Origin of the sequence: Bacillus xiamenensis, from assembly GCF_001857925.1 — a bacterium.
Taxonomy (GTDB): Bacteria; Bacillota; Bacilli; order Bacillales; family Bacillaceae; genus Bacillus; species Bacillus xiamenensis.
In genome coordinates this window covers 2,927,446-2,945,281 of record NZ_CP017786.1, presented here as the reverse complement: position 1 = coordinate 2,945,281, position 17,836 = coordinate 2,927,446, and the positions used below count along the sequence as shown (strand labels likewise).

The window sequence follows — 17,836 nt, the reverse complement described above, 5'->3', positions numbered from 1 at the left end:
CTCCTCGTACGTCAAAGCACAGGTGAGACTTCGCTCATCATGCTATTCAGCCATTCCTTCAGCTCTTTGGCTGAGGAATATGTTAGTGTTTGATCGAGTTCCATCAATCGTTGTTTTGCTGTATAAGACGATGATGCGGTTAAATCTTTTTTAGGGGCATCACGTACTATTGTCAGCACACCATTCTCTATTTTAACAAAACCGAGTTCAAAAAACACCTTTGTCATAAAAATGATTGTATCTTTTGTCCAGCCTCTATGTTTGGCAAGCTCCATGCCTTGTTCTTTGAGAGGAAAACTCCCCCGTTTTAACAAGAACCCATAAAACCATTTAAATTGGTCACGGCTCGGGAATGCGGACATAAAGTGATCTTCTTTCCGTTGAAACACCGTATAAATTCTTGCTGGTTTTTGATTTTCTAAAAGCAACTTGAGCAAGTGCTCATCTGCGGGAACATCGGCAAAGACCACATATTTCTCATGGACATCAAACGATGTAACATTGTCTGCATCGACAACATGAACCGGAATTTCCGTTTGCCGTTTTGTTTCTTCATCAAAACAGAGCACAACACTTTTCTCTGGATCAAGTGTTGATACTTTCTTTTCCCAATCCTTTTTCCCGCGTAAATCAAACAGCTGCCATTCATCCACTCGAGCGTCCTTTAACATAAGCTGAGGTTTCTTTCGATTATTCCATTCATTAATGGAGATCTCGCCAATGACCGAAATTTGACTTCCTGGGACGAGTTCTTCTTTTAGATTGCCTTGATGAAAACCGACACAGTCCAGCAGTTTGTCTTCGTCTTTCAGTGACATTTTTATATGATTTTGATTGGCTCCAATCGTTCGTATGTCTTCAAGCTTGGCGTCTTCAATCATGATAAACGGCTTAGGGTTCTGCATGCCAAATGGGGACAGCATCCCCACTTCTTCAATGGCCTGCACCGTAATCTCGTCCACTTTACATACCGCATCAACCCGTTGAATTGGAATAAAATCTTCTTCTGTCAACGTTTCATTTGCATATTGATTCAATCTTTCCCTAAGCAAAGGAACATCATCCGCTTGAAGTGTCATTCCTGCTGCCATCGGGTGTCCGCCAAAATGCGGCAGGATGTCACGGCACTTGCTCAAATGGAAAAACAAATCAAAGGCAGGAATACTTCGTGCTGACCCCTTCGCCATCTGCGTTTCTTCGTCTATGCCTAGCACAATCGCCGGACGAGAAAATGTATCAGTCAATTTCGAGGCAACAATGCCAACAACGCCAGGATTCCAGCCCGCTTTTGCGACAACGATGGCAGGCTGGTCACCGCCCGTCTCTTCGACCATTCGAATGGCTTCTTCCGTGATCGTACTGACGATTTTCTGCCGTTCTTTGTTGAGTTCTTGAACAAAACGAGCGAGCTCTTCTGCTTCATCCCTATCCTCCGTCATGAGAAGATGAACAGCTGGGTCTGCCTGCTCAATTCGTCCGACTGCATTCAGCCTTGGCGCAATTTGAAAGCCGACTGTTTCCTCATTGGCTTCTTCAAGAGTAGCCCCCGCTTCTTTTATTAACGCTTTTAGCCCAGGCCGACGAGACTGCCGAAGCTGCATAAGGCCTTTTTTTGCAAGCCATCTATTTTCATCATGCAGCGGGACAAGATCCGCAATTGTCCCAATTGCAGCAAGATCTAATAAATCTACAGGCAGTTTCCCTAGGAGGGCATGTGCCACTTTAAACGCAACACCGACACCAGCCAGTTCTTTAAATGGGTACTCACAGCCTGGCTGCTTAGGGTGTACAATCGCAAGTGCCTCCGGCAGTTCCTCGCTTGGTTCATGGTGATCTGTGATGATCAGGTCTAATCCTATTTCTTTTGCAATTCGTGCTTCATTTACAGCAGCGATACCTGTATCCACTGTGATGACAAGCGATGCTCCCTGCTCTTTAATATATCGGAAAGCCTGTTCGTTTGGCCCATAACCTTCTTTAAATCGATCTGGAATATAAAAGTCTACTTTCGCAGACCGCTCTTTTAATGTATGTAAAAGTACAGACGTACTTGTCACACCATCTGCATCATAATCTCCGAAGATCACAATCGATTCTTGCGCTTCGATCGCTTTGTTGATGCGCTCTACTGCTTCTTTCATTCCTTTTAATAAGAATGGATCATGAAATTCGGCTTTTTGATCAAATAAAAAAGACCTCGCTTCTTCTACTTCTTCGAGTCCTCTTTGTACAAGAAGTGATGCAGTCAGCGCAGAAATATTCAGATTTTCAGAGAGTGATTTCACTTTTTCTTCGCTTGGATGCTCATATTCCCAGCGCATTTTGGATAATAACATAAATTCACCCCTCAACCACACTATTATACTAGAGTGGCCTGAGGGGTTTCAATTTTTATTTTATGAAATTGGACTGGAAGATTATTTTTCCTTCCGGTCAAAAGACGCTGTTTGTTCTTTTAAAGGCGTGACATTCGATTTCTTTTGAACGTCTTTGTCTGCCTTTTTGGAAGAAGCAGCAGGAACAGTCGCAGCGGCTGCACGTTCAGCTTTTAATGCTTTTAGTTCACGTTTCAGTTTTACAATTTGGAAAATCCCTGCAAAAGCCACAATGAGCCCACCCATGAGAACAGAGCCGATAATGACAAGGATCAGTGGCCATTCAGCCGTTCCAAATAAGTAGTCTACCTGCACAGGCCGCACATTAATCACGGCAAAAACTGAGACAATTAATACGAAAATAAATGCGAGTATAATGGTCCATTGTTGTTTATTCATCTACATATCCCCCAAGCTTTTTCTTTTATTCTTCCCTTTTTCTTGTCCTTTTTAAACACACAAGGAAAGTGGAAGATCTTCTATCAGCATGGGTGTGATTAGCTGCTGAGTTTTTCTTTAATTAAGTTCTTTAATTCTTTTCTTTCTCCAGAGATGACAAGGGTATCCCCTTCTTCAATGATCGTATCTGGTCCTGGATTTAAAATCTTCTCATGTGACTTTCTCACAATGGCGATGACTGTCACTTGATAATTTTGACGAACATCGAGGTCGCCAATCGTCTGTCTAACAGCTGGTGCGTTCTTTTCAATCTTAAACCATTCGATCATGAGTTCATCAATGGCAACCTCCACTGTCTCAAGCGCCTTTGGTTTATACACCATACCGCCTAAAATAGCCGAGATTTGCCTTGCTTCTTCATCGCTAAGCAAGATACCAGAAATACATTCTTCGTGATCATCCTCTTGAAAATGATACATCTCTCTTCTGCCGTCATCATGTGTGATGATGGCAAGCTTCTCATTATTTCTTGTGATCATTTCGGCTTTGTGACCGATACCAGGCAGTTCAGTTTCCCGAACCTTCATAACAGCCCCTCCAATGAATAAAGCCAAATGCCCAAAACAGGCACTTGCTTTCTATACTGATCTAAACGTATGTCATTATAGCAAAAGACCATTTCAAGATCAACGAAACCCGAAATGTTTTTTCAAATTGTCTTATTGTTGTGACAAATGGAGATGATGCATGAAAAAAAGACTGCCATGCTGGCAGTCTCAGATTGTTGACAAAGGGCTAAAATGATCTTCATTTTAGCCCTTTGTCTTCTTTTCAGCGTGACATGAAAACCTTTGCAGTCTAGGAAGGACGAGTACTGGCGCGGAGCGAATTTGACATTCGTGAGCACCAGCACGCAGGACTGACACCGAATGCGAGGGTTTGTCTACACGCTGAGACTGCCATACTGGCAGTCTTTCTTGTTTAGATGTCTTGTTCTGTGTCTACTTTAGCCGGTCTTTTCAGCTCACGGCCTTTCCACATCAGCCAAATTTGTGCCGCGATATAAAGAGATGAATACACCCCTGTTAATAGGCCAACAAGTAAGGCGATAGAGAAGTTTGTAATAGACGCTGATCCGAAGATGAGCAGTGCAATAACCACTACAAGTACGGTGAGCACGGTGTTCACAGAACGCGTAAAGGTTTGCTGTAAGCTTAAGTTCACAATATGTGATAAATCTTCAATGGTTTTCGGTTTGCGTTTCTTCATTTGTTCACGAACCCTGTCAAAGGTCACGATCGTGTCATTGATCGAGTACCCGATGACCGTGAGTATCGCTGCAATGAAGGTGACATCCACCTCTAACCGCGTAATACTAAAGAAGGCAACGATAAAGAATGCGTCGTAAAGCAGTGAGATAATCGCTGCAATGGCCATTTTATACTCAAACCGGACGGATACATATAAGATAATCCCGATCGAAGCAATGATGACCGCGTACAATGCGTTACGTGCAAGCTCTTTTCCGACTGTCGGAGACACTGTACTTACGTTAGGCTCAGTTCCATATTTATCTTTGAAGTAATCTTTCACTTCGGCGATTTTTTCTTTATTCGGAACACCGACAAATCGAGCAGCTGCCTGATTTTCTTTTTGACCCGATAACACAACACTGTCTGTTTCAAGACCAAGCTTTTTAAAATCTTGCTCTACTTGCTCTGTTGACAGCTTGTGATCACTTTGGACATCAACCCTTGTTCCACTGGCAAAGTCAATACCTGCATTGAGCTTGAAGATCGAAAGCACAATGATTCCAGCAATGGTCACGGCTGCTGAGAAAATCATGAAGCCTTTACGTTTGCTGACGAAATCCCATTTATCAAATGGTGTTTTCGGTTCGGTATTTTCTGTTGTTTCATGAATGTTCATGATGTCTTTTTTGCGAACGCCAAACCAGCCTTTTCTCCGGTCGAGATAACGGCTTTCTACAAGAAGCCCAAGGAGGAATCTTGATAGGAAGACAGCCGTGATAAAGCTTGTTAAAATCGATAGGATGAGCATGGTTGCAAATCCTTTTACAGAACTTGTTCCAAAGAAGAACAGAACCCCGCCGGCAATAATACTTGTTAAGTTCGCATCAAAGATCGTGGCAAATGATCTGCGGTTTCCTGACCTGAAGGCAGAACGCACAGATTTACCGAGCTTGAGCTCCTCTTTGATCCGTTCATAAGTAATAATATTGGCATCGACAGCCATCCCTACCCCAAGAATCAAAGCAGCGATTCCAGGCAGCGTCATGACCGCACCCATCCAGTCAAAAACTTGCAGTGTGATATAGATATAAGCTGACAGTGTAATGACAGCAATTAGACCTGGTAATCGGTAATAAAGCAGCATGAATAAGAAGATAAATGCTATTCCTACAATTCCTGCAAAGACTGTTTCGTTCAGTGCTTGTTCACCAAACTGTGCACTCACAGATGTTGAATATTTTTCCGTTAATTTTACTGGCAATGCCCCTGCATTTAAAATGCTCGCAAGGTCTTTGGCCTCTTGAACCGTAAAGTTCCCTTCAATTTGTACGTCACTGCTGTTAATCTCTTGATTCACATTCGGCGCAGACACATACTTGTGGTTTGATTTAGTGACTTCTTTTTTGAAGGAGTCTCCCTTATGATAATCAAGCCAAATAACAAGCTGATTATTTGGTGCCATAGCCGCTACTTTTTTTGTCACTTCGCCAAATTTTTTCGCATCTTTTAGTTTGACCGTCACAATCGGCTCATTCGTTTGGTTGAATGTTTGTTTTGCACCGTTTTCAACAAGATCAGATCCGTTTAAGAGCTCTTTATCATTCGTATCTCTGAAGGAAAGCTGAGCTTCAGTTGAAAGAATTTCTCTTGCTCTGTTTTGATTTTTTACACCCGCAAGCTGCACGCGGATACGGTTGTTGCCTTCAATAGAAATGTTCGGCTCACTGACTCCAAGCACGTTGGCTCTTCGGTTTAAAGCCTCTACTGTACTGACGAGAACACCATTTGTGATCTTGTCTTCTTTTTTCACTGGGTGTACATCATACAGAACTTCAAATCCACCCTGTAAGTCCAGCCCTAGCGTCATATCTTTCGCAACAGGCTTCGTTAATAAGCCCACACCAGTTCCGATTAACAGAACCACTAAGAAAAACGCAAGAATGCGCCCTTTTTTCATTATGTATTTCCTCCTTAAACACCTGAATCCATTAAGATGGCTTATTTCAACAGTTCATCCAGCATATTCTTGCCATCTTCACTGTCCAAAAAAGCAGACGTTTTAAACGACTGAACGGTTGCATAGTTCATAAATTCGCCAATTTTCACAGATAAAATATCTGCAACCATTTCATGAATCGGATAATCTTGTTTTTTCTTCCACTTCTTATTCTCTAAGTATGACCATAATTCCTCTAAATCAACATCTTTGTAGCCCAAAACGATGAATTCTTCAAGCTTACTGAACAGAAAAGGCTTTAAATGGTCTTTGTATATAGCAGCCGGATGTTGTGTCAATGTGAGGCTCCCCCTTTTCAGTTTTTTATCGAGAGACTTGTCATGCTTGGACGATATACACGCATATCTTATTGTATATGATTCTATGTCGTTTGAGAAGGCAGGTGATCTGTGATTTGACGAAGCAAACGTTTTTAAAAGGGACAATCATTTTAATTTTAGCAGGTTTCATCACGAGAATATTGGGTTTTGTGAATCGAATTGTGATTGCAAGGTTCATTGGAGAAGAAGGCGTAGGGCTTTACATGATGGCAGCACCTACCTTTTTTCTCGCGGTGACGCTGACACAATTCGGACTGCCTGTCGCTATCAGTAAGCTTGTCGCAGAAGCAGAAGCCCGGGGTGACAAACAGAAAACAAAACGCATTCTGGTCATGTCCCTTGCGATAACAGGAACACTTAGCCTGATTTTCACGCCGCTCTTTTTATGGTTTGCCCCTATTATGGCGGAAAATATGCTGACAGATCCTAGAACGGTCTATCCACTGCTTGCGATTACACCAGTCGTACCCGTCATCGCTATCTCAAGTGTGCTGAGGGGATATTTCCAAGGAAGACAGCAAATGAGCCCGCTTGCAATGTCACAGGTACTGGAACAGGTTGCAAGAATTTCACTTGTGGCAGTATGTACAACAGCTTTCCTTCCTTATGGAATTGAATATGCGGCAGCAGGTGCTATGATTTCATCAGTGATTGGCGAGATGATTTCACTTGCTTACTTACTGATCGCCTTTCGCTATAAAAAAACCATCCGTATCCGAAAACGATTTTTCAAGGCGATTCATGACGGGAAGGACACATTTAAGCAGCTGATGAGTATTGCGCTGCCAACGACAGGCAGTCGTTTTATCGGCAATATCTCGTGGTTTTTAGAGCCGATTGTAGTCGCGCAAAGCCTTGCAATTGCCGGATATGCGGCTGTTGAAGCGACAAGGCAGTACGGAGAATTGACCGGTCTTGCGCTCACCCTTTTGACATTGCCTAGTTTTATTACGTATTCCCTCTCCACCGCATTAGTCCCGGCAATTAGTGAAGGAATGGAGCAGAACAAACGCAAAACGGTAGAATACCGGCTAAAGCAGGCGATGCGGCTTTGTTTATTAAGCGGGGGCATTTCATGTATTATCCTTTTTGTGTATGCAGAAAATTTAACCCTCTTTATGTATGGTTCATCTCATGCGGCCATCTATGTAAAATTCATGGCACCCTTTTTTCTTCTCTATTACTTTCAAGGGCCGCTTCAAGCCGTCCTTCAAGCGTTAAATTTAGCTGGTGCGGCAATGACCAACAGCCTGATAGGGGCTGTTGTAAAAACAGGAATGATCTTCGTCCTTGCCTCACAGCCAAGCTTTGGTATTATGGGCGCAGCACTTGCAATATTAATCGGCATCGTCCTTGTCACATTGCTCCATGCGGCAACTGTCGGTAAAGTGCTGCCTATTCATTTACCATTGAAAGAATATGGACTTTGCTTCCTTGTGATCATAGGCACAGGGGCTGTCAGCTTATGGATGAAGCATCAAGCGGGCGGACTCTTTTCTGCCCCTTTAGAGCTGATCATGCTGATCTTTGTTACATGTGTGCTGTATGTCATTCTATTAATCTGTTTTGGGCTCGTGAAACGAGAAGAGCTGCGCCGCATCCCGTTAATTGGGAAGCTGCTTTAGCTCATCTTTTCTTTATGACTTCATCTTTCAAATCAATATAAAAATGCTTCTGATTAAAGCTGCAGTAGGAGATTTGTTCGATGTGATCATAGCCTCTTTTGGCAAGCTCCTTTCTCAGCCACTGTTCATCATGGTTGATCTGCTTGAGATGATCATGCTGAACCACACCGTCTGCAATAAGAGGAAGCTCAAGCGCTGCATGTGTGCGCTTGTTTTCTTTTTCAACAACGGCAAGCTTTCCTGAAGGCTCTAAGATGGCGTACGAGACATCCTGAATACTATCTATGTTATTTTCTCTTAATTGAATGAGCAAATCGTCAAAATTGTAACGCTGTTTTCTCATCGCACCCTCGTCTATTTTCCCGTTTATAATGAGCAAGGCCGGCTTGCCGTCAAGAAAGCGCCGAACACCTTGAAACTTTAATGAAAGATAGGCAAGGGTGATTTGAATGAAGGTTAACAGCAGGATCGGCCATACCGTATGTAACATATGATCCTCTACTTCTTCTATGGCCAGCACCGCAATTTCAGCGATCATCATAAAAATGACAAGATCTAAAATACTCAGTTCTCCAATCTCCCTTTTGCCCATTAAACGAAAGATAAACCAAATAAGAAAATATAAAATGATCGTTCTCATGGAGATAATTAAGATGTCCTGCATATGATGTAAACCCTCCTTATCCACCATAGCTTGTGTCAAAACACTTTATTTATGTAGAAAAGAGAGCCTCTGTTTTTATCGTGAGAAACATGTCTATTTTTTCTTCAACGTGAATACATTTTAGTAAAAGACAAGCTTCGGTCAATTGGAGAGGAGACGAATCACATGCAGGAAACGAAACAAATAGGAAAAGGCATTTTATCCGGCTTAATTGCTATTTTTGTCGTGATGATTGTGACAAGCTTACTTGTGTCACTTATGCTTACCTTTACGAGTATGCAGGAATCATCGTTTAAATGGATGATTATGATATTGTCCTTTGCGGCACTTCTTCTAGGAGGAATCATTTCTGGTGGAAAAGCAAAGGAGCGGGGCTGGCTCATAGGCGCCATCACCTCTTTTATCTTTTCTCTCACTGTATTTTTATTTCAATATTTAGGGTTTGGAGAAACCTTTTCGCCAGGACAATTCATCTATCATGCGGCCTTTTTGGGGATTTGTATGCTAGGGGGAATGATTGGCGTCAATCTTCGAGGCAAATAAAAAAAGAGCGGTGTGATCCGCTCTCTCTTTTTTATGGCTATGTATTGGAGGATTAGCCTTTGTCAGCTAATTCTCTAATAGCACGACGGTCGAAAGTTAAACGGTTGTTTTCGCTTGTTTTGATGACCACTTTTGATTCATCAATTGAGTCGATTTCACCGTGTAAGCCGCCGATTGTGACGATTTTATCGCCTTTTGATAAAGATTGCTGCATTTGACGCACAGCTTTTTGTTGCTTTTGCTGTGGACGAATTAACAAGAAATAAAGCACAGCAAACATGACAACAATCATAATGATTGAACCCATACCACCATCCATTCTATCTCACCCCTTTCTAAATCATTGTAAAGCTTTTCGTTTATGCGTTAAAAGTTTTTCGCATTCGGTTTGTTAAAGCCATACCGCTCAAAAAACTCTTCTCTAAAATCACCTAAACGATCCTCACGGATAGCTTCTCTCACTTGCTCCATTAATTTTAACAGAAAATGAAGATTATGATAAGTTGTTAATCGAATTCCGAACGTCTCATTTGTACGGATTAAATGTCTAATATAGGCGCGTGTGTAGTTTTTACATGTGTAGCAGTCACAGTTCTCATCAATTGGTCTGAAATCACGCTCATATTTTGCATTTTTCACCACAAGGCGTCCTTCACTTGTCATCAGCGTGCCGTTTCTTGCAATTCTCGTCGGCAGTACACAGTCAAACATATCGACACCGCGAATGGCACCGTCAATTAATGAATCTGGTGAACCGACACCCATTAAGTACCTTGGCTTGTCTGCCGGTAAAAATGGTGTGGTGAACTCTAGCACACGGTTCATCACATCTTTTGGTTCACCAACAGATAAGCCGCCAATTGCGTAGCCTGGGAAATCAAGTGAAACAAGATCTTTTGCACTTTGTTTACGAAGCTCTTCGTATTCTCCGCCTTGGACAATGCCAAACAGACCTTGATCCTCTGGACGCTGGTGCGCTGTTAAGCAGCGCTCTGCCCATCTGCTTGTCCGTTCTACAGAACGTTTCATGTAATCGTATTCTGCTGGGTATGGAGGGCATTCGTCAAACGCCATCATAATATCAGAGCCGAGTGCATTTTGAATCTCCATCGCTTTTTCAGGAGATAGGAACAGCTTATCTCCGTTTAAGTGATTTCGGAAGTGAACGCCTTCTTCTTCAATTTTTCTAAATTCACTCAAAGAAAATACCTGAAAGCCGCCTGAATCTGTTAGAATCGCTCGATCCCAGTTCATAAATTTGTGCAGGCCGCCTGCTTCTTTGACAATGTCATGCCCCGGGCGGAGCCATAGATGGTACGTATTGCTTAAAATGATGCCTGCATCCATTGCTTTTAATTCTTCAGGCGCCATTGTTTTCACTGTAGCCAGCGTACCAACTGGCATAAATACAGGTGTTTCAAAGGAGCCGTGCGGTGTATGAACGCGCCCAAGACGTGCCCCTGTTTGTTTGCATGATTTAATGAACTCATAACGTATCGGTAATTGCGACAAAAATGAGCCCTCCTGTCTTTGTTGATGTTATTGAATCAGCATGGCATCGCCAAAGCTGAAGAATCGGTATTCCTCTTTTACAGCCTCATTATACGCTTTTAGGACGTGCTCTCGTCCAGCTAATGCACTGACAAGCATAATTAATGACGATTTCGGCAGATGGAAATTCGTAATCATGCCATCAATGGCCTTAAATGTATAGCCTGGATAAATAAAGATCGACGTCCATCCGCTTGACGCTTTGAATTCACCATCATAGGCACTTGCAATGGTTTCAAGTGTTCTTGTCGATGTTGTTCCGACTGAAATAATCCGCCCGCCTTCTTTGCGCACGCGATTAAGCTCTTCAGCCGTTTCTTCATTCATTTCATAAAATTCTGCGTGCATTTCATGTTCTTCGATGCGTTCAGTACTGACCGGACGAAATGTACCAAGCCCCACGTGCAAGGTGATAAAAGCAATATGCACACCTTTTGCTTTTAGCGCATCCAGCAGCTCGGTTGTAAAGTGAAGGCCAGCAGTAGGAGCAGCAGCTGAACCAACCTCTTTCGAGTATACTGTTTGATAGCGCTCACGATCATCAAGCTGCTCTTTAATATATGGAGGTAGCGGCATTTCTCCTAGAGATTCAAGCACTTCATAAAAAATGCCTGTATACTGAAACTCGACTTTTCTTCCGCCATGCTCCAGTTCCTCTGTACACACCGCTTTTAGCCGTCCATCACCAAACGTAACGACCGTTCCTTTTTTCACACGTTTTGCTGGTTTTACGAGCGTTTCCCATTTGTCTCCTTCTTCTTGCTTTAAAAGAAGAAGCTCAACTTTGGCACCTGTATCCTCTTTCGTCCCAAACAGACGCGCAGGTAAAACGCGTGTATTGTTTAAAACGAGACAATCTCCCTTTTGAAAATAATCTGTGATTTGTGAAAATGTATCATGTGTGATCGCACCCGTTTGTTTATTTAAGACCATCAGTCTTGATGCGTCTCGTTTTTCAAGCGGGACTTGCGCAATCAATCTTTCTGGTAAATCAAAATCAAATAGTTCTAGCTTCATTTCCTTCACCTATTCTGTAGTTAACTAGTTAACGTTATTTCATCCGTCCAAAGACATTGAGTAAAATGGTTAGTACGATGCTAATGACAATGCATGTAATAACGGGAAAAAAGAACGTTACGTTTCCTTTTTTCACAAAAATATCACCTGGCAGCTTCCCAACCAATTGAAATACTAAACCTGCGGCAAAAAGGACACCACCTAAAATCATCAACATTTTAGGGAATTCAGTCACGAATCGGAACCTCCATATGAAAATGTTCATACGCTTCTCTTGTGACGACCCGCCCTCTTGGTGTTCTTTGCAAGAAACCAATTTGCAGTAAATACGGTTCGTACACATCTTCAATCGTATGTGATTCTTCTCCAATTGTCGCTGAGATCGTATCAAGTCCAACAGGACCGCCTCTAAATTTTTCGATCATACTTAAAAGCAGCTTGTGATCGATATGATCGAGTCCAAGCCTGTCAACTTGCAGACGCTCAAGGGCATCTTCTGCAATGTCTTGTGTGATGGCATGATTTCCAAGCACCTGCGCAAAATCTCTTACTCTTCTGAGCAGCCGATTGGCGACCCTCGGCGTTCCTCTAGATCGTCTTGCAATCTCTTCAGCTGAGCGAATGTCGATCCCAATCTCAAACAACTCGGCTGTTCTTACCACAATGTCAGCCAAATCTCTTTGCTCATAGTATTCCAATCTTGCATGTACCCCAAACCTGTCACGAAGCGGCGCTGTTAAAAGCCCGACACGGGTCGTTGCCCCTACAAGAGTAAATGGCGGTAAGTCAAGCCGGACAGAGCGTGCTGTATCTCCTTTTCCAATCACGATATCTAGACAAAAATCCTCCATCGCTGGGTATAGCACTTCCTCTATTGAGCGCTGCAAGCGATGAATTTCATCAATAAACAGAACATCGCCAGGTTCAAGAGATGTCAAGATCGCCGCCAAATCTCCAGGACGCTCAATGGCAGGTCCAGACGTTGTACGCAGCTGAACATTCATTTCGTTGGCAATAATCGACGCTAGCGTTGTTTTTCCGAGTCCAGGCGGTCCATATAAAAGGACGTGATCCAGCGTTTCCTGCCGCATTCGGGCAGCTTCAATAAACACGCTAAGATTATCTTTTACTTTTTGCTGGCCAATATATTGGCTAAGCGTCTGTGGCCGCAGACTTTGCTCAATGGCTGATTCATGGTTGTCTGCTTCAGTTGAGACGAGCCGTTCATCCATGAGACATCACCCTATTTCAACATTTTTTGTAAAGCTTTTTTCACATATTGATCGGTTGTGAGATTCTTTTCTTCTTTTAATAAAGGGAGAACCTTTTTGATTTCGCGATCACCGTATCCAAGGACACTTAAAGCCTCAAGCGCTTCATCTAATGCAGTTTGCTGCGTTTCGACCTGAATATGATCCTCGTGGGTAAATAAGTTTCCAATCATTTCTGGCACCACATCTGCGAGCTTTCCTTTTAGATCCAGAATGATCTGACGTGCTGTTTTTTTGCCAACACCAGGGAATTTAATGAGAAAAGCTTCATCCTCACGTTCTATCGCTGAAATGACAGCGCCAGGATCACCGGAAGCAAGGATCGCAAGCGCGCCTTTTGGTCCAATCCCTGTGACATTTAACAGTTTTGTGAACAACGCTTTTTCTTCTCGTGTTTGGAATCCATATAACGAAAACGCGTCTTCCTTTATGTAATGATACGTATAAATCGTTTCTTGTTTTGTTACTTGATAGATAAACGGGTTTGGGGTATAGACTTGATATCCCACGCCGCCGTTTTCAATGACAACATATTGCGGGCACACATAATCAATGGTCCCTTTTACAAACTCTATCACCGTTTTCACCTCTTTGACTGTTCTCCATTGTAACATAAATCGAAGAGAAAACCGCAATAAAAGTTAACATACGTTCGCTCAGTCCGTCTTTACGATGTAACCCACGAAAAACAGCTTGCGGTCATCACACCAGCAAGCTGTCACATCATTAAAAGGATCTTTCATGTCGGTAAGGTTTCATGACTTCAAGCACATGCTCAAATTCATCTTTTGTTCGAAACGGAATGCCTTGCTCAAGCTGCTCCTCCACATGGCTTTCTAAACGGGACGTATCAATTTGAAAAAAGAGATGAATAGGCTCCGCCCAGCCGTCAGGCCTTCCATGAAACGTAGAAATCAAACCATCCTCAGATAATCCAATATATCCATTTGCTTTACTTAATGGGGATATATCATCAATTTGCTTTCTAAAAAGGGCAAAATCCTCTCGCTGTTCTACCAATGTCCAGCCTTTATACTGCGCCCAAAATGTATCTTTGTCTTCTAATGATGCTTGGTGTCTTTCAATGCTCACATCGCCGTCTAGATAGACTTTTTCAAGCTGAACGTTGATGGTTTTTGACTCTTTTTGCAAGTGTTCTTTTGCTTCCATATCCGCAGCGAAAAAAAGCACACTTGTCATGATAAGTCCTGTAACGAAATATTTCATCTTCACTTTCACTATTTACACCTCTTTAGAACATGAGATCGATGCATGACATATGTAGTTTGACCCATTTTTCTAAACATTAACCAAATCGATAAACCTGACACATATGAAGACTCTTTCATTGTATCCTTCATTCGTAAATGTTATGTTTTATACAACCCTGTTCTACCGAATGACACGGTTTTTTCATCATTCGTTTTTCAGCCGCATAAACTGAAACCAAAGAAGGTGAAGTCAATGTCAGATGTCAAAAGATTAGCCGAGTCGATTCAGTATCATGAAGAAAAACGTTTTAATAAGCTCGCCTTCAAACCGGCAGAGCTTGAGCTGTGCGGCAAAGGAAGAAGTGCCTATGTATTTTCATACAAAAAAGACGGCAAGAACATGGCGTTAAAAGTCTTTTTTCCTTCTTATGAAAACATTGCCCGCAAAGAGGCTGCGATATACGCAAAACTTTCCGGTTCCTCATACTATCCTGAGATTTATGAATCTGGGGATCGATATATTTTAATGGAATATATTAAAGGCCATACATTCTATGAATGCCTGACAAAGGGAATTCCCATCAATAAACAAATGATTGAACAGGTAGATGATGCGTTAGAGGAAGCACGCGAGAAGGGATTAAATCCTTCTGATATCCATCTACGAAATCTAATTTTAACAAAAGAAGGACGCGTCAAGGTTATTGACGTTGCCCGCTTCACGCAAACGAAAACATGTCATCAGTGGGATGATTTAAAAGCCGCTTATGTCTATTATCAAAAGCCCTTTTTCCCTAAAAAAGCGCCTCGTCTATGGCTTGAAGTGATCGCCTATTTATATAAAAAGAACTGGCTGTCCCGGGGTCAGCTGAACAACCGAAATGATTTCTCTGCATAATGAAAGCCGCTCGAATGAAGAGCGGCTTTTCTGTTTTATTCTGTTTCTACATGGATGCTATTTACATTCAATAAGTTAATGATGTCGTCGTTTAGCTTAAACCAATGATTGGCTTCCTCGATTTTTTTATACACATCATAGGTAGCTGGACGTTTCAGCTCGAAATCAAGCACTTCCCCATTGTTCATATGAAATGTTACCTTAAATACTTTCATCATAAGATCACCTTCCACTCTGTCTTGTTCGCTAACCGAACCGGTCAGCTCCTTTCATTCATTCTCTATTTAACTCGTTTCCCCTGCTTCTTTCCTTCTAAACACAAGAAGTTTAAATGTTGTTTAAAATCGCACAAAAATGCGGAGCAAGACATTCATGTAGCAGGAGAAAAAGTGAATAAATCATTCGCAAAAACATTCCGAAACGGGCTGCTTGTAGCGGTATCCCCTGGAAACCTTGTCTTCTGGGTATCTGTGTTTGGCGCTGTACTGGCAGATGCTTATACAAAAACAGATTCATCTGAATTTATATTGGCTGCCGCCGGCATTCTGGCAGGGATTCTTCTTCATGACATCGGTCTTCTCACGATTGTATCCTTAACGAGAAAAGTGATGAATCGCACGATGATCAAGTGGACATCCATGATTGCTGGTATTTTATTACTCGGATTTGGCTGTTATTTCTTTTACGAATTTTATATAGGGATTAAGGTTTATTTTTAAGAAAAGGCTAAAGTTCGTGATGAACTTTAGCCTTTTTGATTCCTCAAACTATCGGGTCATGCCTGTTTGGCCTGTTTCAAATTGTGTTCTTCTCATATCTCTGAAGCGTGTAAATGCTCCTTCATCTTTAATGACTTGGACAGCTCTTCCATCCGCATAACGAGTCGCTGCTTCTTCTACTTGTGATACACCCTCTGACGTCAAGCGCCCATCTGTTTTGAGAGCAATATACACATTTTCATCCGTCACCATGACTTGTGAATCTGTCACATGGTTCATTTTGTTCACTCGGTTGGCGATTTTTCTTGAACGCTGAATGTTCTCTTGTTTATCGTAGCCAGAGAACGACATTTGGTTATGATAGTTCATATCTCCATGACTGTAGCGTCCATCTCCACCAGTAAGCGGCATTCTCACTTGATCCTGTGTAGGACGTGAACGATAATCAACATTCGTTGTATTTCTTCCGTTCATTCCGTCCATGAGCTCAGCAACTGGTCCTTGATGATCTTGGCCGTTGTTTGCTGTCCGCTGATTTGAATGGTAACCAACCGGCTGACCTGATTGATTATGACGTGTATCTACACCAGCATTGTGATTTGTACCACAAGCAGTTAATCCAATAGGAAGAAGCACTAATGCGATTGTTTTTTGCCATTTTTGTCTCAAACGAAAAACCCCCTGTACAAATTGAATCTTATGAGCACGAAACAGGCTCTGTTTTAGGATGTACAGTTAAGGAGAAAAACAAGCTGTCATTTATAAGCAAAAAAAGGAACGATTGAGATCGTCCCTTCTGTCATTAATCTTCTTCGTCTTCTTCTGGTCTTGCGAATACAGATTGATTAGGATACGGCTGCATGTAAGGCTGAGCTGGATAAGCGCCCATTTGACCATAAGGAACAGGAGTTGGATAATGTCCAGGCCATGGCTGATGATGGTGCTTCATGCCATCATCACATCCGCAGTCTTCCTTACCATATGCTTCATTTGAAGCGTTTGGATAAAAGCCTTGATTGGCGTTCGCATTTGCGCCTGCATTTGGATGCATATGGTGGTGCCAGTGATGCCCGTCGTTTGCATGATGCTCATGATTTTCACCGTAATAGGCTGGCGCTTGATACGCAGGATAATACGGCTGAGCTGGGTAAGGATACGGCATCATATGATGATGATAATACGGCTGAACCGGATAACAAAGACCAGATCCCGGTAAAATAGGAGAAGCCGGCACCATTTGCTGCGGGTATGGATACATCGCCGGCATGTAATGACCATGACCATAATAAGGATCATATGGATCATGATGATGCTGATGCTGATGCTCTTTATTTTCAGCCATCCCTCCTACGGCTGCCCCTCCAACATTCGGCATTTGCGGGAAATTAGGAAGGTTTGGGTAATTGCTATGCTCCATATCTTTTCCCTCCTCTTTTTGATGTGGAATATGAATGAATGGATCATATCCCTTTGCCACGTCTTCTTTTAAATGACCCTTATTTTCATGATGAAAATGATCCTTGTGATCTTTGTGGTCCTTTTTCTCATGTACGTGATCTTTTTTCTCATGATGTTCTTTTTTGGGAGGAGGCGAGAATGGCTGGTAGAGATTGGTCTGATAATAGTTCACATCGACTTGCGGAAAAACTGGCTGCTCGATCTTTGGAACTGGCGGCACATAAGGTACTGGTTCATTTGGCTTTTCCTTCGGCTTCGTATCTTGAACTTGCACGACATCCTTTGGCTTTTCTTTTACATACGGGTGTTCTTTCGCTTTTGGCATTTCTTTTGCTTTGTGATGATCGGTTTTCACGGGAACACCACTAGATGGAATTTTGATTTTCATTCCAGGCATGATCAAATCTGGATTACTGAGCTGTGAATTAAGTTTTTTCAATTCTTGAAAGTCGACTCCGTACTTCTTTGAAATTTTCCAAAGGGAGTCTCCTTTTTGCACAATATGAATTTTCAAC

The 17,836-nt window shown here is 42.3% G+C and carries 19 protein-coding genes and 1 pseudogene; 4 read left to right on the top strand and 16 right to left on the bottom strand.

Annotation, left to right across the window (positions count from 1 at the left end; genetic code table 11):
- Window positions 1–11: 11 nt before the first annotated feature.
- The 5 genes from recJ to BK049_RS14950 form a co-directional block, all read right to left on the bottom strand.
- On the bottom strand, window positions 12–2,336 hold the full coding sequence (gene recJ, locus BK049_RS14970; RefSeq protein WP_071168859.1) for a single-stranded-DNA-specific exonuclease RecJ: 2,325 nt from the start codon (window positions 2,334–2,336) through the stop codon (window positions 12–14).
- Window positions 2,337–2,417: 81 nt separating this feature from the next.
- Window positions 2,418–2,774, bottom strand: a complete 357-nt coding sequence (locus BK049_RS14965; RefSeq protein ID WP_008360873.1) for a LapA family protein — start codon at window positions 2,772–2,774, stop codon at window positions 2,418–2,420.
- A 98-nt stretch (window positions 2,775–2,872) separates the two neighbouring features.
- Window positions 2,873–3,361, bottom strand: a complete 489-nt coding sequence (locus BK049_RS14960; protein WP_008360876.1) for a cation:proton antiporter regulatory subunit — start codon at window positions 3,359–3,361, stop codon at window positions 2,873–2,875.
- Between the two features lie 394 nt (window positions 3,362–3,755).
- Window positions 3,756–5,984, bottom strand: a complete 2,229-nt coding sequence (gene secDF / locus BK049_RS14955; protein WP_008360988.1) for a protein translocase subunit SecDF — start codon at window positions 5,982–5,984, stop codon at window positions 3,756–3,758.
- Between the two features lie 41 nt (window positions 5,985–6,025).
- Window positions 6,026–6,322 (bottom strand): post-transcriptional regulator, encoded by a 297-nt coding sequence (locus BK049_RS14950; RefSeq protein ID WP_008360989.1) that lies wholly within the window; start codon window positions 6,320–6,322, stop codon window positions 6,026–6,028.
- 116 nt (window positions 6,323–6,438) lie between these two features.
- Here BK049_RS14950 and spoVB point away from each other — a divergent pair, with 116 nt between their 5' ends.
- A complete protein-coding gene (gene spoVB / locus BK049_RS14945; protein WP_071168858.1) occupies window positions 6,439–7,989 on the top strand; it encodes a stage V sporulation protein B in 1,551 nt (516 codons plus the stop codon).
- 1 nt (window position 7,990) lies between these two features.
- Here the strand turns inward: spoVB and BK049_RS14940 are convergent, their stop codons facing one another.
- Window positions 7,991–8,653 (bottom strand): DUF421 domain-containing protein, encoded by a 663-nt coding sequence (locus BK049_RS14940; RefSeq protein WP_008360991.1) that lies wholly within the window; start codon window positions 8,651–8,653, stop codon window positions 7,991–7,993.
- A gap of 165 nt (window positions 8,654–8,818) precedes the next feature.
- On the opposite strand from BK049_RS14940, the gene BK049_RS14935 reads away from it, so the two are divergent.
- A complete protein-coding gene (locus BK049_RS14935; RefSeq protein WP_008360992.1) occupies window positions 8,819–9,196 on the top strand; it encodes a TIGR04086 family membrane protein in 378 nt (125 codons plus the stop codon).
- Between the two features lie 52 nt (window positions 9,197–9,248).
- Here the strand turns inward: BK049_RS14935 and yajC are convergent, their stop codons facing one another.
- From yajC to BK049_RS14900, 7 genes are all read right to left on the bottom strand, one after another.
- Window positions 9,249–9,515, bottom strand: coding sequence for a preprotein translocase subunit YajC (gene yajC, locus BK049_RS14930; RefSeq protein ID WP_008360993.1), 267 nt, complete (start codon window positions 9,513–9,515; stop codon window positions 9,249–9,251).
- Window positions 9,516–9,562: 47 nt separating this feature from the next.
- Window positions 9,563–10,708 (bottom strand): tRNA guanosine(34) transglycosylase Tgt, encoded by a 1,146-nt coding sequence (tgt, locus tag BK049_RS14925; RefSeq protein WP_008360996.1) that lies wholly within the window; start codon window positions 10,706–10,708, stop codon window positions 9,563–9,565.
- 27 nt (window positions 10,709–10,735) lie between these two features.
- Window positions 10,736–11,764 carry a tRNA preQ1(34) S-adenosylmethionine ribosyltransferase-isomerase QueA gene (gene queA, locus BK049_RS14920; protein WP_008360998.1) on the bottom strand — a complete coding sequence of 343 codons (1,029 nt, stop codon included), beginning with the start codon at window positions 11,762–11,764 and terminating at the stop codon, window positions 10,736–10,738.
- A 34-nt stretch (window positions 11,765–11,798) separates the two neighbouring features.
- The gene (locus BK049_RS14915) at window positions 11,799–11,999 is read right to left on the bottom strand and encodes a DUF2905 domain-containing protein (protein WP_008342752.1); all 201 of its coding nucleotides are present in this window, start codon (window positions 11,997–11,999) and stop codon (window positions 11,799–11,801) included.
- A complete protein-coding gene (gene ruvB / locus BK049_RS14910) occupies window positions 11,992–12,996 on the bottom strand; it encodes a Holliday junction branch migration DNA helicase RuvB (RefSeq protein WP_008361000.1) in 1,005 nt (334 codons plus the stop codon). Before ruvB ends, BK049_RS14915 begins: the two co-directional genes overlap by 8 nt.
- Window positions 12,997–13,007: 11 nt before the next feature.
- A complete protein-coding gene (ruvA, locus tag BK049_RS14905; protein WP_008361001.1) occupies window positions 13,008–13,613 on the bottom strand; it encodes a Holliday junction branch migration protein RuvA in 606 nt (201 codons plus the stop codon).
- Window positions 13,614–13,761: 148 nt separating this feature from the next.
- Window positions 13,762–14,262 (bottom strand): BofC C-terminal domain-containing protein, encoded by a 501-nt coding sequence (locus BK049_RS14900; protein WP_425304343.1) that lies wholly within the window; start codon window positions 14,260–14,262, stop codon window positions 13,762–13,764.
- Between the two features lie 237 nt (window positions 14,263–14,499).
- Between BK049_RS14900 and BK049_RS14895 the strand changes: the two genes are divergently transcribed.
- Window positions 14,500–15,144 (top strand): serine/threonine protein kinase, encoded by a 645-nt coding sequence (locus tag BK049_RS14895; RefSeq protein ID WP_071168856.1) that lies wholly within the window; start codon window positions 14,500–14,502, stop codon window positions 15,142–15,144.
- Between the two features lie 35 nt (window positions 15,145–15,179).
- Here BK049_RS14895 and BK049_RS14890 read toward each other — a convergent pair whose 3' ends face one another.
- A complete protein-coding gene (locus BK049_RS14890) occupies window positions 15,180–15,362 on the bottom strand; it encodes a hypothetical protein (protein WP_174549238.1) in 183 nt (60 codons plus the stop codon).
- A 126-nt stretch (window positions 15,363–15,488) separates the two neighbouring features.
- Here BK049_RS14890 and BK049_RS14885 point away from each other — a divergent pair.
- A pseudogene (locus tag BK049_RS14885) lies at window positions 15,489–15,863 on the top strand (LysE family transporter); the annotation flags it as partial.
- A 48-nt stretch (window positions 15,864–15,911) separates the two neighbouring features.
- On the opposite strand, the gene BK049_RS14880 reads toward BK049_RS14885, so the two are convergent.
- The gene (locus tag BK049_RS14880; protein WP_071168855.1) at window positions 15,912–16,532 is read right to left on the bottom strand and encodes a YhcN/YlaJ family sporulation lipoprotein; all 621 of its coding nucleotides are present in this window, start codon (window positions 16,530–16,532) and stop codon (window positions 15,912–15,914) included.
- Window positions 16,533–16,665: 133 nt separating this feature from the next.
- Entirely contained in the window at window positions 16,666–17,835 is a 1,170-nt protein-coding gene (safA, locus tag BK049_RS14875) for a SafA/ExsA family spore coat assembly protein (protein ID WP_008361014.1), read from the bottom strand.
- Window position 17,836: the final 1 nt, after the last annotated feature.

Coding starts and splice junctions, on each gene's coding strand:
- recJ (WP_071168859.1), bottom strand. CDS start 2,336: ATGTTATTATCCAAAATGCGCTGGGAATATGAGCATCCAAGCGAAGAA.
- BK049_RS14965 (WP_008360873.1), bottom strand. CDS start 2,774: ATGAATAAACAACAATGGACCATTATACTCGCATTTATTTTCGTATTA.
- BK049_RS14960 (WP_008360876.1), bottom strand. CDS start 3,361: ATGAAGGTTCGGGAAACTGAACTGCCTGGTATCGGTCACAAAGCCGAA.
- secDF (WP_008360988.1), bottom strand. CDS start 5,984: ATGAAAAAAGGGCGCATTCTTGCGTTTTTCTTAGTGGTTCTGTTAATC.
- BK049_RS14940 (WP_008360991.1), bottom strand. CDS start 8,653: ATGCAGGACATCTTAATTATCTCCATGAGAACGATCATTTTATATTTT.
- BK049_RS14935 (WP_008360992.1), top strand. CDS start 8,819: ATGCAGGAAACGAAACAAATAGGAAAAGGCATTTTATCCGGCTTAATT.
- yajC (WP_008360993.1), bottom strand. CDS start 9,515: ATGGATGGTGGTATGGGTTCAATCATTATGATTGTTGTCATGTTTGCT.
- queA (WP_008360998.1), bottom strand. CDS start 11,764: ATGAAGCTAGAACTATTTGATTTTGATTTACCAGAAAGATTGATTGCG.
- ruvB (WP_008361000.1), bottom strand. CDS start 12,996: ATGGATGAACGGCTCGTCTCAACTGAAGCAGACAACCATGAATCAGCC.
- BK049_RS14900 (WP_425304343.1), bottom strand. CDS start 14,262: ATGAAATATTTCGTTACAGGACTTATCATGACAAGTGTGCTTTTTTTC.
- BK049_RS14895 (WP_071168856.1), top strand. CDS start 14,500: ATGTCAGATGTCAAAAGATTAGCCGAGTCGATTCAGTATCATGAAGAA.
- BK049_RS14890 (WP_174549238.1), bottom strand. CDS start 15,362: ATGATGAAAGTATTTAAGGTAACATTTCATATGAACAATGGGGAAGTG.